The organism is Paenibacillus sp. J23TS9, from assembly GCF_018403225.1.
GTDB lineage: Bacteria > Bacillota > Bacilli > Paenibacillales > Paenibacillaceae > Paenibacillus_AQ.
The window spans coordinates 1,203,695-1,218,394 of the sequence record NZ_BOSG01000001.1 but is presented as its reverse complement, the minus strand read 5'-3'; the positions used below and the strand labels follow the sequence as shown (position 1 = coordinate 1,218,394).

At 46.0% G+C, this 14,700-nt stretch carries 15 protein-coding genes; 7 read left to right on the top strand and 8 right to left on the bottom strand.

Annotation, left to right across the window (positions count from 1 at the left end; genetic code table 11):
• The first annotated feature begins 77 nt into the window (after window positions 1-77).
• Window positions 78-299 carry a hypothetical protein gene (locus KJS65_RS05905; RefSeq protein WP_213648986.1) on the top strand — a complete coding sequence of 74 codons (222 nt, stop codon included), beginning with the start codon at window positions 78-80 and terminating at the stop codon, window positions 297-299.
• Here KJS65_RS05905 and pdxR read toward each other — a convergent pair.
• Complete coding sequence (gene pdxR / locus KJS65_RS05900) at window positions 255-1,733, bottom strand: MocR-like pyridoxine biosynthesis transcription factor PdxR (protein WP_244864393.1); 1,479 nt, start codon at window positions 1,731-1,733, stop codon at window positions 255-257. The genes KJS65_RS05905 and pdxR overlap by 45 nt on opposite strands.
• Window positions 1,734-1,889: 156 nt before the next feature.
• Here pdxR and KJS65_RS05895 point away from each other — a divergent pair, with 156 nt between their 5' ends.
• Window positions 1,890-3,152 (top strand): MFS transporter, encoded by a 1,263-nt coding sequence (locus KJS65_RS05895; RefSeq protein ID WP_213648985.1) that lies wholly within the window; start codon window positions 1,890-1,892, stop codon window positions 3,150-3,152.
• Window positions 3,153-3,235: 83 nt separating this feature from the next.
• Here KJS65_RS05895 and KJS65_RS05890 read toward each other — a convergent pair whose 3' ends face one another.
• Window positions 3,236-4,000, bottom strand: coding sequence for an SDR family oxidoreductase (locus tag KJS65_RS05890; RefSeq protein WP_213648984.1), 765 nt, complete (start codon window positions 3,998-4,000; stop codon window positions 3,236-3,238).
• A gap of 139 nt (window positions 4,001-4,139) precedes the next feature.
• Between KJS65_RS05890 and KJS65_RS05885 the strand changes: the two genes are divergently transcribed.
• Complete coding sequence (locus tag KJS65_RS05885; RefSeq protein ID WP_213648983.1) at window positions 4,140-4,688, top strand: TetR/AcrR family transcriptional regulator; 549 nt, start codon at window positions 4,140-4,142, stop codon at window positions 4,686-4,688.
• Window positions 4,689-4,807: 119 nt separating this feature from the next.
• Here the strand turns inward: KJS65_RS05885 and KJS65_RS05880 are convergent, their stop codons facing one another.
• A complete protein-coding gene (locus KJS65_RS05880) occupies window positions 4,808-5,833 on the bottom strand; it encodes a DUF1835 domain-containing protein (protein ID WP_213648982.1) in 1,026 nt (341 codons plus the stop codon).
• 363 nt (window positions 5,834-6,196) lie between these two features.
• On the opposite strand from KJS65_RS05880, the gene KJS65_RS05875 reads away from it, so the two are divergent.
• Window positions 6,197-7,384 (top strand): MGDG synthase family glycosyltransferase, encoded by a 1,188-nt coding sequence (locus KJS65_RS05875; RefSeq protein ID WP_213648981.1) that lies wholly within the window; start codon window positions 6,197-6,199, stop codon window positions 7,382-7,384.
• A 32-nt stretch (window positions 7,385-7,416) separates the two neighbouring features.
• On the opposite strand, the gene mnmH is transcribed toward KJS65_RS05875, so the two are convergent.
• From mnmH to KJS65_RS05850, 5 genes are all read right to left on the bottom strand, one after another.
• Window positions 7,417-8,496, bottom strand: a complete 1,080-nt coding sequence (gene mnmH, locus KJS65_RS05870; RefSeq protein ID WP_213648980.1) for a tRNA 2-selenouridine(34) synthase MnmH — start codon at window positions 8,494-8,496, stop codon at window positions 7,417-7,419.
• Window positions 8,497-8,506: 10 nt separating this feature from the next.
• Window positions 8,507-9,556 carry a selenide, water dikinase SelD gene (selD, locus tag KJS65_RS05865; protein ID WP_213648979.1) on the bottom strand — a complete coding sequence of 350 codons (1,050 nt, stop codon included), beginning with the start codon at window positions 9,554-9,556 and terminating at the stop codon, window positions 8,507-8,509.
• 227 nt (window positions 9,557-9,783) lie between these two features.
• On the bottom strand, window positions 9,784-10,788 hold the full coding sequence (locus KJS65_RS05860; RefSeq protein WP_213648978.1) for a M15 family metallopeptidase: 1,005 nt from the start codon (window positions 10,786-10,788) through the stop codon (window positions 9,784-9,786).
• Window positions 10,789-10,959: 171 nt separating this feature from the next.
• The gene (locus KJS65_RS05855) at window positions 10,960-11,502 is read right to left on the bottom strand and encodes an NADPH-dependent FMN reductase (RefSeq protein WP_213648977.1); all 543 of its coding nucleotides are present in this window, start codon (window positions 11,500-11,502) and stop codon (window positions 10,960-10,962) included.
• A gap of 162 nt (window positions 11,503-11,664) precedes the next feature.
• Window positions 11,665-12,114: a globin domain-containing protein gene (locus tag KJS65_RS05850; RefSeq protein ID WP_244864392.1), complete on the bottom strand. Its 450-nt coding sequence runs from the start codon at window positions 12,112-12,114 to the stop codon at window positions 11,665-11,667.
• A gap of 447 nt (window positions 12,115-12,561) precedes the next feature.
• On the opposite strand from KJS65_RS05850, the gene KJS65_RS05845 reads away from it, so the two are divergent.
• The 3 genes from KJS65_RS05845 to KJS65_RS05835 all read left to right on the top strand — a co-directional run bounded on the left by KJS65_RS05845 (window position 12,562) and on the right by KJS65_RS05835 (window position 14,670).
• Complete coding sequence (locus tag KJS65_RS05845) at window positions 12,562-13,653, top strand: Mrp/NBP35 family ATP-binding protein (protein WP_280531306.1); 1,092 nt, start codon at window positions 12,562-12,564, stop codon at window positions 13,651-13,653.
• A gap of 19 nt (window positions 13,654-13,672) precedes the next feature.
• Window positions 13,673-13,912: a DUF362 domain-containing protein gene (locus KJS65_RS05840; protein ID WP_136605813.1), complete on the top strand. Its 240-nt coding sequence runs from the start codon at window positions 13,673-13,675 to the stop codon at window positions 13,910-13,912.
• Between the two features lie 113 nt (window positions 13,913-14,025).
• Window positions 14,026-14,670, top strand: a complete 645-nt coding sequence (locus tag KJS65_RS05835) for a helix-turn-helix transcriptional regulator (RefSeq protein WP_213648975.1) — start codon at window positions 14,026-14,028, stop codon at window positions 14,668-14,670.
• Window positions 14,671-14,700 lie beyond the last annotated feature (30 nt).

Below are 14,700 nucleotides of genomic sequence, written 5' to 3'. Positions count from 1 at the left end.
ATTTTACGCAGTTTACTTGAGTTCATGTTTAAAATGTTTTATGCTGAAACCGTAACTTTAGTAAAGGGGAGATTTCAATGAAAAAATCAAAGCCATATAAGCCAGCGAAATCCGCTCAGGCCAATCAATCTACACCGGTCCTCGGAGGCCGAATATCATGGAGCCGAAAACCAATGACTCAGGTAGTCGCCAACAAAAAAGCGGAACAGCGCCGATCGTGGTGCCGAAAAGGCACAGACGACGGCGCTGTTTTTTTATCCGATTGGATTCCCGGATATTTCCCGCAGCAGACGGCCTAATCGCTTGATCCCCTCTTCAATCTCTTCGATGCCAATGGACGCATAGGTTAATCGCAGTTTGCTTCCTCCTTCGCCGAACACCGATCCAGGATAGAAGCTTACCCCGTACTGAATAGCCTTTTCGATCCAAGCCTTCTCAGAAACGAAAGCATGTTCATCTTTCAAACGAAGCCAGAGATAATATCCACCGGCAGGCGCATCAGGCGCGATAAGCTCCAGATACTCTCCAGCCTCACGCTGTATGGCCTGCAGCATGTATTCCCTTCTTCTGGACAGTTCCCTTCTTACCCTATCCAAATGTGTATCCAAGCCCTCCTCATTCAAAAAATAATATGCCAAACGCTCCCCCATATGACTTGTGCTGTAGCCCATACGGTTTTTTGCCTCCGCCAGCCTTCGAATGACTTGTTCAGGAGCGGAAACGTATCCAATTCTCATACCGGGTGTCGATATTTTGGAAAGGGTACCTATATAAATGACGTACTGACTTTTCTGATCCATGGATTTGATAGCGGGAACCCCCGGCGATGTATTACTGAAATGAAGGAGACTGTAAGGATCATCTTCAACAAGTGGAATATTGAGCTGCTCGCATATTTCCAGAAGTTTGTGACGTCGCGATGTGGGCAATGTGGTACCCGTCGGATTTTGATAAGTGGGATTGGTGAATACCATGCGTACGCCAAACTGCTGATAAAGTGTTGGCAGCTGCTCAGGAATCAAGCCCTCCTCATCAACCTCCAGTTTGACCATGCGCAGCCCCTCCTCTGCAAAGACCTGCATCGAATATAAGTAGGACGGACCCTCGACCGCAATGGCATCCCCAGGCTGCAGCAGTGTCCGGGCAATCAGAGAGAGAGCATGCTTAACGCCGCTTGTGACCAGGATATTTGCGGAATCCGAATGAATATCCATTCGCGCAGACAAGAACCGGGCTAGAGTTTCCCTGAGCTGCACATCCCCTCGCCAATCTTCGAAATAACTGAAGGGAACATCATAGTTCAGCTGCTGTGAAGCCTTATGCAGCAATGACAGCGGCATCAGATCGTGAGACAGTTCCCCTCGGATCATATGGATGATCTCTTGATGACCAAGTGATTGATGTACCAGGTTACGTATCGGTTCGGATGTGTCATACACCACTCTGCGGTTATATCGCTGCCAATGAGGTTGTCTGATCGGTTTCGTCTCCCACATGAAACCACTCACACGTGTACCACTTCCCTGACGTGATTCAATTAATCCCGATGATCGAAGCTCGTCATAAGCCGTTGTGACTGTACTTCGATTGACAGATAGCTTGCGGGCTAGATCCCGCTCGGTTGGCAGCCTAGCTCCGCTTTGAAGCGTTCCGCTCCGGATTTGGTTCTCAAAATGGATATAGATTTGTTTATACATAGGCATCTCGCTCGAATGCTCTGGCTTCCAATTCACCACGTTCCCTCCCCTCTGCTGACATTATATATGCAATCCGAATTGGTTTGGGGAATATTCTGCCAATTGGCTGGTTAAAGCCAGGTCAAATCATTGTATACTGGCAAAAAAAGAACTCAATGCTAGGGATGCAAACACGACGGAGGGAGATTGTCCATGCTGTGGAGAGAGAAAAAATATGCCTGGTTTTTGCTGATATTTCTATGGTGCTTCGGCTTTGCCGGATCACTGAGCCGGTTCGTCATTTCATATTACCAGGGGGAGATTACATCTAGTCTTGGTGTAGGGAGAAATTTTCTGGGTACGACCTGGTCGGTTGCGACATTTATCGGCGCGTTGTGTGCACCGCTTGGCGGGCTGCTTGTGGACCGATTCGGGGTCAAAAAGGTGATGGTGCTCGTGTGCAGCTGTCAAATCCTTTCGATCATCACTGTACTGACCCTTCAAAATGAGCTCGGCTATTTTATCGGAAATGGATTATTCGCGGGATTTGTCGGTCTGGGGGCTTCTACCAGCTATGTTTTGATTACAAGCTGGTTCAGGCATCACCGGGCCAAGGCTTTGGCTGTACTCGGAAGCTCAACATCTCTTGGCTTTGCTGTAATGGTACCGGTTCTTGCCACTTGGGAAGGACTCAACTGGATTAAGGTCTATCAAGTGCTGCTTCTGATCAGTCTGATCTTTATTCCCTGCATTATTTTTGTACTGCGTGAACATCAAAAAGCGGATAGTAAGGACGAAGATTACGTTACTGCTATGTCTTCCCCATCCGAGTCTACAAACAAACCTGCAGCGAAGTGGCTTACGGGTATGAGAATATTCACGAAAATGCTCAGGCATCCGGTATACCTCGTTGTCGCATTCGGTATCCTCACCTGCGGAATCAGTATGGGAACGGTGGAAATGAACCTGGTTGCCATTCACCAGCAGGCACATGTCTCTACCGCAATGATCTCATCCGCAATGAGTCTGCTTGGCCTGCTCGAGGTATTCGGTGGCATCACATTTTCCTTCCTGCTGGATCATACCTCCAGAACTAAAGCGTTAGCCATTTTATACCTTCTAAGAACAGCTGCATTCACCTTGCTGATACTCCATTTCCCGGTATCGCCTGTTTTGTTCTCGCTGATCTTTGGTGCCACTTATGTTGGAGCTGTTCCGGGAGCAATCCTTGTAGCCAGAGAGTCTCTGGGCGGGACAGATAAAAATATGGGTCTGCACACGGGAATTCTGCTGCTGGTTCATCAGCTTGGCGGGGTGCTGGCTGCCATGGGCGGCGGTTTCAATTTTGATTATGCTCATAATTATCAGATCCTGATCGGTTTTAATCTTCTCTTAAGTCTGCTTGTAAGTGCTGGATACTTTAGAGTACAATCCCATCGTAAGACTACGACAGCTGCGGAATCCTTGGCTCAATAAAGCAGAATAACATGCAAACAGGGCAGTTTCTCCGCTGTACATCCGGGGAAACTGCCCTGCAATAAAGAATAAACCGATTGGTATTAGTAAGCAGTCCAACCTGAATCGGCTGTAATTACCGTTCCGTTCACAAAGCTCGAATCATCCGAAGCCAGGAACAATGCCACTTTGGCAATTTCTTCAGGCTTGCCGTTTCTTGGGTTCGAAGCTATTCCAGCCATAGCCTTTTTCATGCCAATGGATTCCATGTTAATCTCGCCTGCATCAGCCATAATATTTGTTTCTACGCCACCTGGAGCGATCGCATTACAGCGAATTCCCGCATCGGCATATTGAAAGCCTACGTTTTTAGTCAGACCGACGACAGCATGTTTGGAAGCTGTGTAGGCTGCGCCAGCACGGGATCCAAATAATCCGCCGACTGAAGCCGTGTTGACGATTACGCCTTTACCCTGCTTGATCATGATAGGCAGCGCTTTACGGATGGCGCGCATTGGACCGGTAGCGTTGACACCGATCACTCTTTCCCACAGCTCGTCGGTAAGCTCCGTAACCGGTGTCATTTTATCCATGATGCCTGCGTTGTTTACCAGTACATCCAGTGATCCATAAGTATTCACAGCGGTATCAATCATGTTTTGCACGTCTTCTTCTTTAGCAACGTTAGCAATTACGCCTACAGCGTTTCCGCCGTTTTCCTTCACCTGAGCTACAACCTGGTCCAATGAGGCTTGCGAAATGTCGGCAAGAACCAGCTTAGCTCCTTCCTGCGCGAACAGCAGTGCCATCTCTTTACCCATGCCGGAGCCTGCACCCGTGATCACAGTAACTTTGTCTTGAAGTTTCATTGTATATACCTCCCATGGCATTGAATTAGACAACAGAGTGTCTATAATGATTGTAACGCTAGTGCAACAACGGTACAAACATCATTTTGTCCGAAAATGTCTATTTCCACCATCAAAGATACTCACAAGGAGCGACCCTATGAATCCGCGTGTTCTTAAGACCAGAAAATCCATTATGAATGCCTTCCATGATCTGATGACAGAGAAAAAATATGAATCCATTACTATTCGCGATATTGTTCTGCGTGCCGGTATTAACCGGTCTACCTTCTATCTGCATTTCCTGGATAAAGCAGATTTGATGGAGCAGAATTCAAATTTCATACTTGAAAAGCTCCGGGAAGCCATACGTTACCCCACGTTCAGCCTTGAAGCTGCACAGCGTGATTATGAGGAGCGGCAGCAGCCCATTTCTTCGTTGATCGCTTTTTTCAATCATATCCAGGAGTACTTCAAATTCTATTCCGTCATGCTTGGTGAAAAGCAATTTCCACAGCAACTGGATGAGGTGATCAAAGAAGAGCTATTGAAATTTTCACTTGATAAAGTCCGTTGTGCCTACAATGCAGGCGGGTTGATCGGTCTCATACGGTACTGGGTTTCAACGAAAATGCAAGAATCTCCTGAGCATATGGCCAAATGGGTAACGCAGATGCTACTTTTTCCTTATAGTCAGATGGATGAATAAATTAAAGCTGACACTGCTACTTAAATGCCCGATCCGCTATTCCGCGAAAAGAAAGGTAGGAGTTAACTTCCTCTACGCGTCTAAAACGCTCCCCTCCAGATCACAGTTTTTTTCAACGTTCACGGAATTTTTACACTGTACAAATACAGTGCATACGGTATGCCTTTAAAATCAAGCTGACCGCTGCTGATCAAATGCCACAATCGGTATTCGATATATCTGTCACTTTCAAATATTTTTCGTTCAATTAATTCTGAAACCACAGCTCCTGCCCTAACATAACCGTTCTTTACGTTCTCCTTATCTCCCGATCGCTGCAAAGAGCGGACCGTATTGAGTATTTCAGCGTCAAAAGCGTCTTCTTCAAGACCAACAATTTCTCCATTCTTCCAAATACGCAGCGTGTCTGTTGTTATTGATAACTGCTCCCAATCCCTAACCAATGTTTCCTTTGTCTTTTCATCGATCGGCTGAGCAGACTCAAACTGAATCATCATCTCTGTTAAGGCTTCCATGGGAACATGTCCAACATATTTGGGTTCAAGCTTAGGTTCGAACCTGTGTACAGCTTCTTTATACATTTGCGAAACATTCAGGATATGTATGTCGTTCGTTTTACCGCGTAAAGCGTACATGGCTAGTCTTGCAGATACCTGGTCATGTGCGTTCTCGCCAACCCAGAGATAGATCCGGCGGTTCTCCGGAATGCTGCTCAGTTTACTCAAAAAATGCCCAACTCGGTTTTCCCTATCCAATAGACGATACATCCGGTCATTAAAACGCTCCATCATCCATCGCTCCCGCTTATGTCGTCCTTGCTCTAGATGCAGCTGCAAGATCGGTCCATAGGAATAAAAATCATCCACTTGAATGACTCGGCTCTCCAGCCTTTTTTCACATTCACTTAAAGCAACTTTTACTGAGCCCGCGCCTGAAGAGCTAAAAACCACATGCACATTGATTTTACGATCCAAACGATCTTGTTCTTCACGCTGCACATCATTTAAGATTCCTATCAGCTCTTCAGCCAATTTTTCATTCCCTTTCTCCAGTAAGCCTTGCTCGACACGTTCAACCATCCTTATCAGCAGCATTCTTCTGAGATTATCATTCATGGTCATTAACATGTCTTTTCCATTTTGCATTATTTGCCTCCTTATAATTACAGATAATACCTGTTATTCTATTAATAGTATAATATAATCATCACATTAAACTCCATTTTAGAAATTGTTAAAAAAAACCTGCATGGATTTCTTCTTGCACATCGTCTAACTACATAGGATACCCAAACAAACAGTGTTCCCCGACCTTAGTCCAGCATGTAAACCGGACCACGGTCCGTTTTGAAGATACATAATCCATCATACACTGATTATATGGGTTACGTTATCTTACATAAGACTGAACACTGAATACTTAACAGGATATATATCCCGTTAAAACATAGAACATAAGCTGCCTTCATCAAGAAGGAGCATCCAATATAAAAGATCGAAGGTGAACGTATGCGCAAGAAAAGAGTGTTAATCCTGTCTGAAGGTTTTGGAAGCGGGCATACACAGGCCGGTTATGCGCTGGCTGCAGGAATGAAAAGAATGAATCCGAATATTCGGACCAAAGTAATCGAGCTGGGCTCCTTCTTGAATCCTACCGTGGCACCCTGGATTCTCTCTGCCTACCGTTTAACGATTCACACCAATCCCGGCCTTGTCGGGTTGCTTTACCGCAAGCAGCATGACAAACCGCTGAGCAAATTGACCACGATGGCACTGCATAGGCTTTTTTATCATCACACGGCTGAAATTATCGAGCACTTAAGACCTGACTTAATCGTGAGTACGCATCCGATTCCAACCAATATCATTTCCCGGTTAAAAGCAGCCGGGCTAGATATCCCGCTCTATACGGTTATTACAGACTATGATGCTCATGCGTCGTGGATTAATGCCGAGGTCGACCGTTTCCTTGTTTCAACGGACAGCGTGCGTCAGCTTCTGCTTGATCGGGGCGTTTATCCGAGCAATGTTCAGGTTACAGGGATTCCGGTACATCCGGATTTCTGGTCGACTGAAGACAAGGCATCCGTCAGAAGAAAGCTGAACATTAAAAATATGCCTACGGTATTCATCATGGGCGGCGGTTGGGGGTTGGTCTCGAACAATCAGCTTACCGAGCAGTTGATCAAATGGAAGGAACATGTTCAGCTCGTTTTCTGTCTCGGCAGCAATCAGAAGCTGCTCGACAAAATGAAAAACGATCCGAAATTCCAGCATGAGAACATTGTGCTTATGGGTCACACGCGAGAAATCAGCAAATGGATGGACGCGTCCGATCTGCTCGTTACTAAGCCGGGCGGAATGACATGCACCGAGGCACTGGCCAAGGGCCTGCCCATGCTGTTCTGCGAATCCCTTCCGGGCCAGGAAGAGATGAATCGCGAATATTTTGTCACACGCGGCTACGGCGAGGCGCTCAAGAATGAGAATGTGATTGAAGATTGGCTCTGCAAGCTTGCCTGCGGTGAGAAGATCCACATGCAGCGCGGATCACAACAAACTTCGATGCCTTTTGATTCAACGGTAACAGATTCCTATAATCCCAGCCGCTGTGCTACTGAGCTTGTCAACATGCTGGATTATTCGGCTCAGCAAGCTAGCGTGCTAACAACTCATGGAATCCCTGTGGGTATATAAAAAAGGAGAGCCTTCAAGGCTCTCCTTTTATTTTACATGCCGGATTTTATTGTTCGCTCAGGTTCCATCTGGCTCGTCATTTCTTTAATACGCTGTTCGACAAGTTCTACGGCTTCTTCAATCGTCTTGAATTGAATCGCTGGAATCTGATCAAACGCTTCTCCGTACATATGGGAGGTGTGTGCATATCTCGGATCATAATAGGATTCAAGTAAAAGCTCAACGGCACGGCCGAATTGTGAGGTCAGCAAGCTTGCCTCAATTTCTTGGGCGGTGGGCGTATGAATCCGCGATTTGATCTGATGAAAAGCCTTTAAGCTCTGTTCCTTATGTTCTTTTGGTCGGTAATCGTTCAAAATGTTCGTCACCCGCAAGGCCGTAGGAGCTTCAAGCATAATATGTGTTCCCTGTTCTTTTTTATCAACCAGGAACTCGGGCAGTACCACTTTTCCAATACGCTTGCTTTCCGCTTCAATCAGAATGTATGGCTTGTCACGATAGCGGAGGATCTCCTCTAAAAGGAGCGAATCAAAGGTCTTCTGATTATTGCTCTTCAGTCCAATCTCGCCGAAAATAGAACCTCTGTGACCCGCCAAACCTTCCAAATCGACAACCGGATATCCTTTCCCCTTCAACACTTTGAGAATTTCGGTTTTTCCGGTTCCCGTATTACCATGAAGTACAAAGACCTTCGGGGCAAAATCCATCATACCTAACGTCTCAACGACCCATTTCCGGAATGAGCGATAACCTCCATCGAGGCGGTAGACATGAATACCCATGAGTGAAAGGACCGTTGCCGTCGTTCTGCTTCGCATACCACCGCGCCAGCAAAAGACGGTTTTATTTCCTTTAATTTCTGCAAAACGTTTTACAAATGCAGGCAGCTTGGCAGACATGATCTCCAGGCCCCGCTCTTTAGCTGTTTGTGTGCTGACTTGTTTATAAAGCGTGCCGATCTCGGCCCGTTCTTCATCTGTGAAAAATGGTATATTGATGCTGCCCGGTATCGTGGAATCCGCGAATTCGGATGGTGACCTGACATCAATGACAGTCATTTCATTTTTTGCTCGAAGTTCATTTAGCTTCTCTATCGATATGTCTTGAAACATAAGGCACTCCCTACTCGATCACAATTTGTCCGTTACCACTGGCTGTAACTTCACCGATAATTTTGGCTTCCACACCCGCGCTTACCATCTCCTGATGCAATGCTTCAGCCTGGTCTGCGCTTACCGAGATCAGCAGTCCACCTGAAGTGACGGCATCACATAGAATCCAGCGGTCGATCTGATCCATCTGATCAGGGAAATGAACACTATCCTCAACATGGTTATAGTTGTTTTTGGATCCGCCGGGTACCAGCCCCTGTTCTGCCAACTCACGGACTCGTGGAAGTACAGGTACATCATCCTTGCGAATAAGGATTTCCACTCCGCTGCCCTTAGCCATTTCCAACGAATGCCCCATCAACCCGAAGCCGGTCACGTCTGTGCAGGCATGAACATCATAGTTTTCCATGACTTCAGCTGCTTTTTTGTTCAGAGTCGACATCACCTGGGTTACTCGTGCAATTTCTTCAGCTGAAAGCTTATCGTTTTTAATGGACGTCGTCATGATGCCTACGCCAATCGGCTTGGTCAGGACGATCTTATCGCCTACCTTGGCTCCGGCGTTACTGCGTACTCTATCAGGATGGACAAGACCTGTGACCGCTAAACCGAATTTGGGCTCTTTGTCGTCAATAGAGTGTCCGCCTACCAAGGTCGCTCCAGCTTCCTTCACTTTATCTCCTGCTCCGCGTAAAATCTCGGACAAAATACGTTTATCAAGTGTGGAAATCGGAAATGCCACAATATTTAATACCGTTAAAGGCTTGGCGCCCATTGCATAAATATCACTGATCGCATTCGCTGCGGCAATTTGCCCAAAAGAATACGGATCATCAACAATAGGTGTGAAAAAATCTAGCGTTTGCACCAGTGCCAACTCGTCATTCAGCTTGTACACGCCTGCATCATCACTCGTATCCAAACCAACCAGCAGGTTAGGATTCGGCTCTGCCGGCGGAAGATTACGAAGTACCTGGCTCAAATCGGCGGGACCGATCTTGCAGCCACATCCTCCTTTGCTTGATAGAGAGGTTAATTTAATATTGAATTCAGAATCCATTAATCCTGCACGACCCTTCATGGATATATTATAAAGTTATGATATTAGGTAGTTCTTTCTACTGCATAAATCGTACACATCAACCGGTAAAAAGGCAAATCGCTCAAGTACGTAATGCTCTTCATCACAGCAAAGAGCAGGATATCGAGCTTCGCACATTCATTGCGCGGCCGTCTATCCTGCGTTACATTGCAATCCTATTTATCAAGTATACCTTGATTTAGGCTTTATTTGGACACTGGAATCGAGCTTCCAAAATATTGCTCCAACGTGGTCGAGCGGCTAGCAACCGTTTGAGCAATCTTGGTCCCGATATAACGTAGATGCCAAGGTTCATATTTGTAGCCTGTAATCGAATCCTTACCTTCCGGATAACGGACGATAAAGCCATATTCATGCGCATGACTTGCCAGCCATTTGGCTTCTTTGGTTCCTGCGAAACAGCTTTCTGCAGCACATTTGCCGGTGCTCCCCGACACGTCAATGGTCAGACCCGTCTGATGCTCGCTGTGACCCGGACGGGCACTATACGTATCGGCAGCTTTTACTCCGTCACGCTTAACATAGTTATTATACAACGTGGTTTGACGGGATTCTGAACGGTAGGCGGACACACCCGCCAAGCTTACACCGTCTTTTTTAGCACCTGCGAACAGTTTTTCAAGTGCAGTCGCAGCTTCCTTACGCATTTTGCGTTTGTCGACCTTTTCTGAGAAAGTGAATGGTACATTCGGGTATACCAGGTCTGGCGGCACATAACCTGCAGGAAGTCGGTAGGTTTTGTTCACCAATACATTCGTACTTTCCGGATTCGAAACGACATGCTCTACGCTGTATGTGTTGACAAATTCCTTTTTCCCGCCCGTTTTACTGGAACCTTTCGCTGAAGCCTCTGAATCCGATTTGGAACCCGCAGATGGTTTGGAATCCGTATTTTTAGAATTCACATTTTTCGCCGTTTGCGTTTGACCGGTTGACTTGCCAGCTTCACCGGATTTTGGCTGATTACTGCTAGTCTGGCTGCCCTGATTCTTTGTTGTGCTTTCACTCACGGTTCCTTTAACTGCAGAAGAAACGGATGTTTCCGGCTGACTACTCTTCTGCGGCGAGAGCGCGGGTGTTTTCTCCACAACCTCTCCATCGGCAGCAGGTGTCCGGTATTTGTCCCATGCGAGGAAACCTCCTGCTATAATTAGAACGGCCACTATAAAAGTGACCACATATTTACGCATATGCGTTCACCTCTCTCCCTTGTCGACTCCATATGAAAACATTGAATTACATATCTTCGACACGATGAATCTACAAATCTATGAAACTTCTATTTCATTATACGACAAAAAAAGACCCGATCAAATCATTGATCAGGTCTTTTACAGAAGAACAGCGATATGTAGCCTCAATTATTCGGCCGTTTTCAAACGTTTCTGCATAAATACGAGCTCTGACGCAAGTCTCTGGATTCTTTCCAGTACATCCGGGTCATTAATTTCCTTAAATTCATTATAATGATCATCATGCACATACACATAGCCCGGTGCCACGTAAGATCGGAAGAAACCCGCAATCGGCTTCAGCTGATTTTCAATGACAAGATAGTGCTGATATGTCCCGCCGGTAGCAACGAATCCGATCACCTTTTGCTGTAATGCCGATGTCGGAATCAGGTCAAACAAATTCTTCAACACACCTGACATCGAGGCTTGATAAATAGGTGTTCCGATCAGACAAAAGTCACTGGAAATGACGCTGTCGATCACTTTCTTGGTATCACCGGTATAAGCAGACGGATCACGTCCGTCACAAAACTGGACATCATATTCCTTCATATCCAGCAGCTCCGTTTCGATCTCCGGGTCAATTTTCTTTACTTCTTCCAGTACTTTTTGTACGACGATGGCTGTTTTGCTCCCAATGATCGCACCCGATATTCCAACCAGCTTCATGAAGGCAGTCTCCTTTTCTGATGTGATTCGCTTGATTTTGCCGGTAAATGGGAGATTCCTTCAGCGGTTGTCTGCCATTTCAGTCAGGATGCCAAGGTTGCATCTGTTTTCCCTTTTCCGTCAAATTGAAGCTTAAGTATTCAATAAAAATAGCCGGCTGACTTACTTGTCAGTCTCCTGTTCATCCGTATTCACAAAAAAGTAAGCGGTCATGGCTAACCGTTCCATCATCTGTTCACGCAGCATTTTATCCTCGATGACTTCGTCCATCGCCTGCTGCATACAGCTCAGCCAAGCCGTTGCGCGGTCAGGCGTGATCGGAAATCCGATATGTCTTGCTCTCATACGTGGATGGCCCTCTTTCATCGTGTATAGCTGAGGCCCTCCAAAGTATTGTGTCAGGAACATCTCCTGCTTTTCCATGACCGGATTAATGTCTTCCGGAAACAAAGGAGCCAGAAGTGGATGAGCGACAACTTTCGGATAGAAAGCTTCCACAATGGCGTGGATGGTTGGGGCACCGCCCACCTGCTCGTAATAGGATACCGGACGTTCGGAGTTTGTACGCCGCCCTTGGGATGCTTCGGCATTTGGATTATGTTCTGGACTCAATGAGAAAATGAGCCTCCCTTCCATATTAGACAGCATAATTTATACAGATTGAACGCAGTCCGTATTTGTCTTCGCTCATTCTAAATTATATAAAATGAACTAAAGTATGCTCCACGCTTCTGTATTTGAAATGGTCTGCCTTTTCTTTAGTTCAATTTCATTTAGTAAACATAAATGTATATTAATTATTATAATCCCAGAATCGCTTTGTCAAGAGTTCAGCACGAATATTGTTTAACTTTTTATACATATATGTTGACTATATGCGAAGCGTGTTCTACAATTACCGTGTCATAATTTGTACAGACGTAGCTTGTTATGCCATCTTTAATTGCCTTTATTCACTTGGCTTCCGTGTCATAAACGTGGTAAAGTCATTTTATTGCTGTGATGGTTGTACAATAAATTATGGCCATACTGTGTTTACAGATAGATAGAGAATTGAAGGTGAAAAAATTGACAAAGGATGATCTGGTCGCAGCGATCGCCCACATCAAGGATGATGAACATCAGCTGCCGCTGACAGAGGTTGGATTGATTCGTGATATTACCACGAACAAGGATCATGCCGCTCTTACCGTCCTGCTCACACCGGAACGGGTGTCCCGCGAGGAGGAGCTAAGAGAGCAGATCACAAGCTCACTGCAAAAGACAGGAATTACCGATGTTCATATACGCTTTAAACATATTTCAAAAGAAGAAAAAAATGATATTATAGCTATTAAGCTAAATAAATCGGTGCGCCGTGCTCCAACGTTGATGAATTCACCTTTGGTAGCCGGAGACTCCGGCGTTGCTTTCATAGCCATTGCGAGCGGTAAAGGCGGTGTCGGGAAATCAACCGTCACTGTCAACCTCGCAGCTGCTTTAGTTAAACAAGGAAAGCGCGTGGGTATTATTGATGCCGACATCTACGGATACAGTATTCCGCAAATGCTGGGAATTAAAGAACTGCCGCAAAAGCAAGGTAATCGCATCGCTCCTGTGGAAAGCCATGGCATCAAGGTGATTTCGACCGGTTTTTTCGTACAAGGCAACAAGCCGGTAGTATGGCGCGGGCCAATGCTTGGCAAAATGCTCGGTACTTTCCTGAATGAAGTGGAATGGGGTCCGCTGGATTACATGATCCTGGATCTGCCTCCAGGAACAGGTGATATCGCGCTGGATATGCATAACCGGATTCCACATTGCGAGGAAATCCTGGTAACCACCCCCCATCCGACAGCGAACCATGTTGCCGCACGGGCCGGTGAGATGGCTGTACAAACGAATCATCCCATTCTGGGTGTGGTTGAAAATATGTCCTATTTCACGGATCCCGCAGGTGAACGGCATTATCTATTCGGACGCGGCGGCGGTCAAAAGCTGGCTGAAGAGCTGAACACGAAACTGCTTGCGGAAGTGCCGATTCAATCCTTGGATGCTCAGGAAGGCGTTGATCCCACTACCCCTACTCTGTTTACAGAAAGCAGTGAGCAGTGGCATATTTTTATGGAATTAGCAGCGAGCGTCATTAAATCACAACAAAAGGTTAACTAAAATGAAAGGGTGAAAAGAAATGTCTTACGTTATTACTTCGGCTTGTATTGATGAGAAAGCAGCCGATTGCGTTGATGTTTGTCCAGTAGATTGCATCGAGGAAGGTGCAGACCAATATTTTATCGACACTGACATTTGCATTGAATGCGGCGCTTGTGAGGTTGCATGCCCGGTTGGTGCAGTGTATTACGATACGGATTTGCCGGAAGAAGAAAAGAGCTTTATTGCCAAAGCTGAGAACTTCTACAAATCCAAATAAGGATCAGTCTATACAATTTGAGTGGTTCAGCCTGCTGATCCTGATATCGGCAGGCTGTTTAATACTCGGCTAAGATTTTAATGAATTAACAGCAGAACAGGCGGTGATGAAAAATGGACCAACAACTGGATATTTCAACCCGGGACAAAATTCTGCAGCTGCTGAAGACCAAGGGTGAACTCAGTGCCAAGGAAATCACCGAGTTTATTGGTATCACGAGCATGGCTGTGCGCAGGCACATCAATACCCTGGAGAAGGATGGCTTAATTGAATCGAAAACGATTCGCCAACCAATGGGACGCCCCACTGCGATATACCATTTGACGGAACAGGCCGAAACCTTTTTTCCGAACAAGTATCATGCATTAACTTTGGATCTGCTAGGTGAGCTTGAATTGGATGCCGGATCAGATATGGTTGACCGCTTATTCGACCGCCGCGGCGAATCTCTCCAGAAGAATCATGCAGAGAAGATGCACGGGAAATCTTTTGCCGAGAAAGTCGAGGCTTTGGCTGAAATTCAGAATGAGAACGGGTATATGGTTGAACTTGAGAAAAACAGTGAGCATGAATACACTTTGATGGAATACAACTGCCCAATCTCCCAGATCGCCAAAAAATACAATCATGCCTGCACCTGTGAGATGAAGATGTTCGAATCTCTTCTCGGAGCCGAAGTGGGCCGAACGGAATGCCTGGCTAAGGGTGATAAGAAATGTGTGTATACGATTAAAAATAAAATGGAACTCTCGCATTGATCCCGAAACAATTTCGGAAGATCAATACGG

Bases quoted from the DNA above. Each gene is read 5' to 3' on its own strand.
- KJS65_RS05860 (WP_213648978.1), bottom strand. From the start codon at position 10,788: ATGCGTAAATATGTGGTCACTTTTATAGTGGCCGTTCTAATTATAGCA.
- KJS65_RS05895 (WP_213648985.1), top strand. From the start codon at position 1,890: ATGCTGTGGAGAGAGAAAAAATATGCCTGGTTTTTGCTGATATTTCTA.
- KJS65_RS05840 (WP_136605813.1), top strand. From the start codon at position 13,673: ATGTCTTACGTTATTACTTCGGCTTGTATTGATGAGAAAGCAGCCGAT.
- KJS65_RS05880 (WP_213648982.1), bottom strand. From the start codon at position 5,833: ATGCAAAATGGAAAAGACATGTTAATGACCATGAATGATAATCTCAGA.
- KJS65_RS05890 (WP_213648984.1), bottom strand. From the start codon at position 4,000: ATGAAACTTCAAGACAAAGTTACTGTGATCACGGGTGCAGGCTCCGGC.
- KJS65_RS05835 (WP_213648975.1), top strand. From the start codon at position 14,026: ATGGACCAACAACTGGATATTTCAACCCGGGACAAAATTCTGCAGCTG.
- KJS65_RS05875 (WP_213648981.1), top strand. From the start codon at position 6,197: ATGCGCAAGAAAAGAGTGTTAATCCTGTCTGAAGGTTTTGGAAGCGGG.
- KJS65_RS05855 (WP_213648977.1), bottom strand. From the start codon at position 11,502: ATGAAGCTGGTTGGAATATCGGGTGCGATCATTGGGAGCAAAACAGCC.
- KJS65_RS05905 (WP_213648986.1), top strand. From the start codon at position 78: ATGAAAAAATCAAAGCCATATAAGCCAGCGAAATCCGCTCAGGCCAAT.
- selD (WP_213648979.1), bottom strand. From the start codon at position 9,556: ATGGATTCTGAATTCAATATTAAATTAACCTCTCTATCAAGCAAAGGA.
- KJS65_RS05885 (WP_213648983.1), top strand. From the start codon at position 4,140: ATGAATCCGCGTGTTCTTAAGACCAGAAAATCCATTATGAATGCCTTC.
- mnmH (WP_213648980.1), bottom strand. From the start codon at position 8,496: ATGTTTCAAGACATATCGATAGAGAAGCTAAATGAACTTCGAGCAAAA.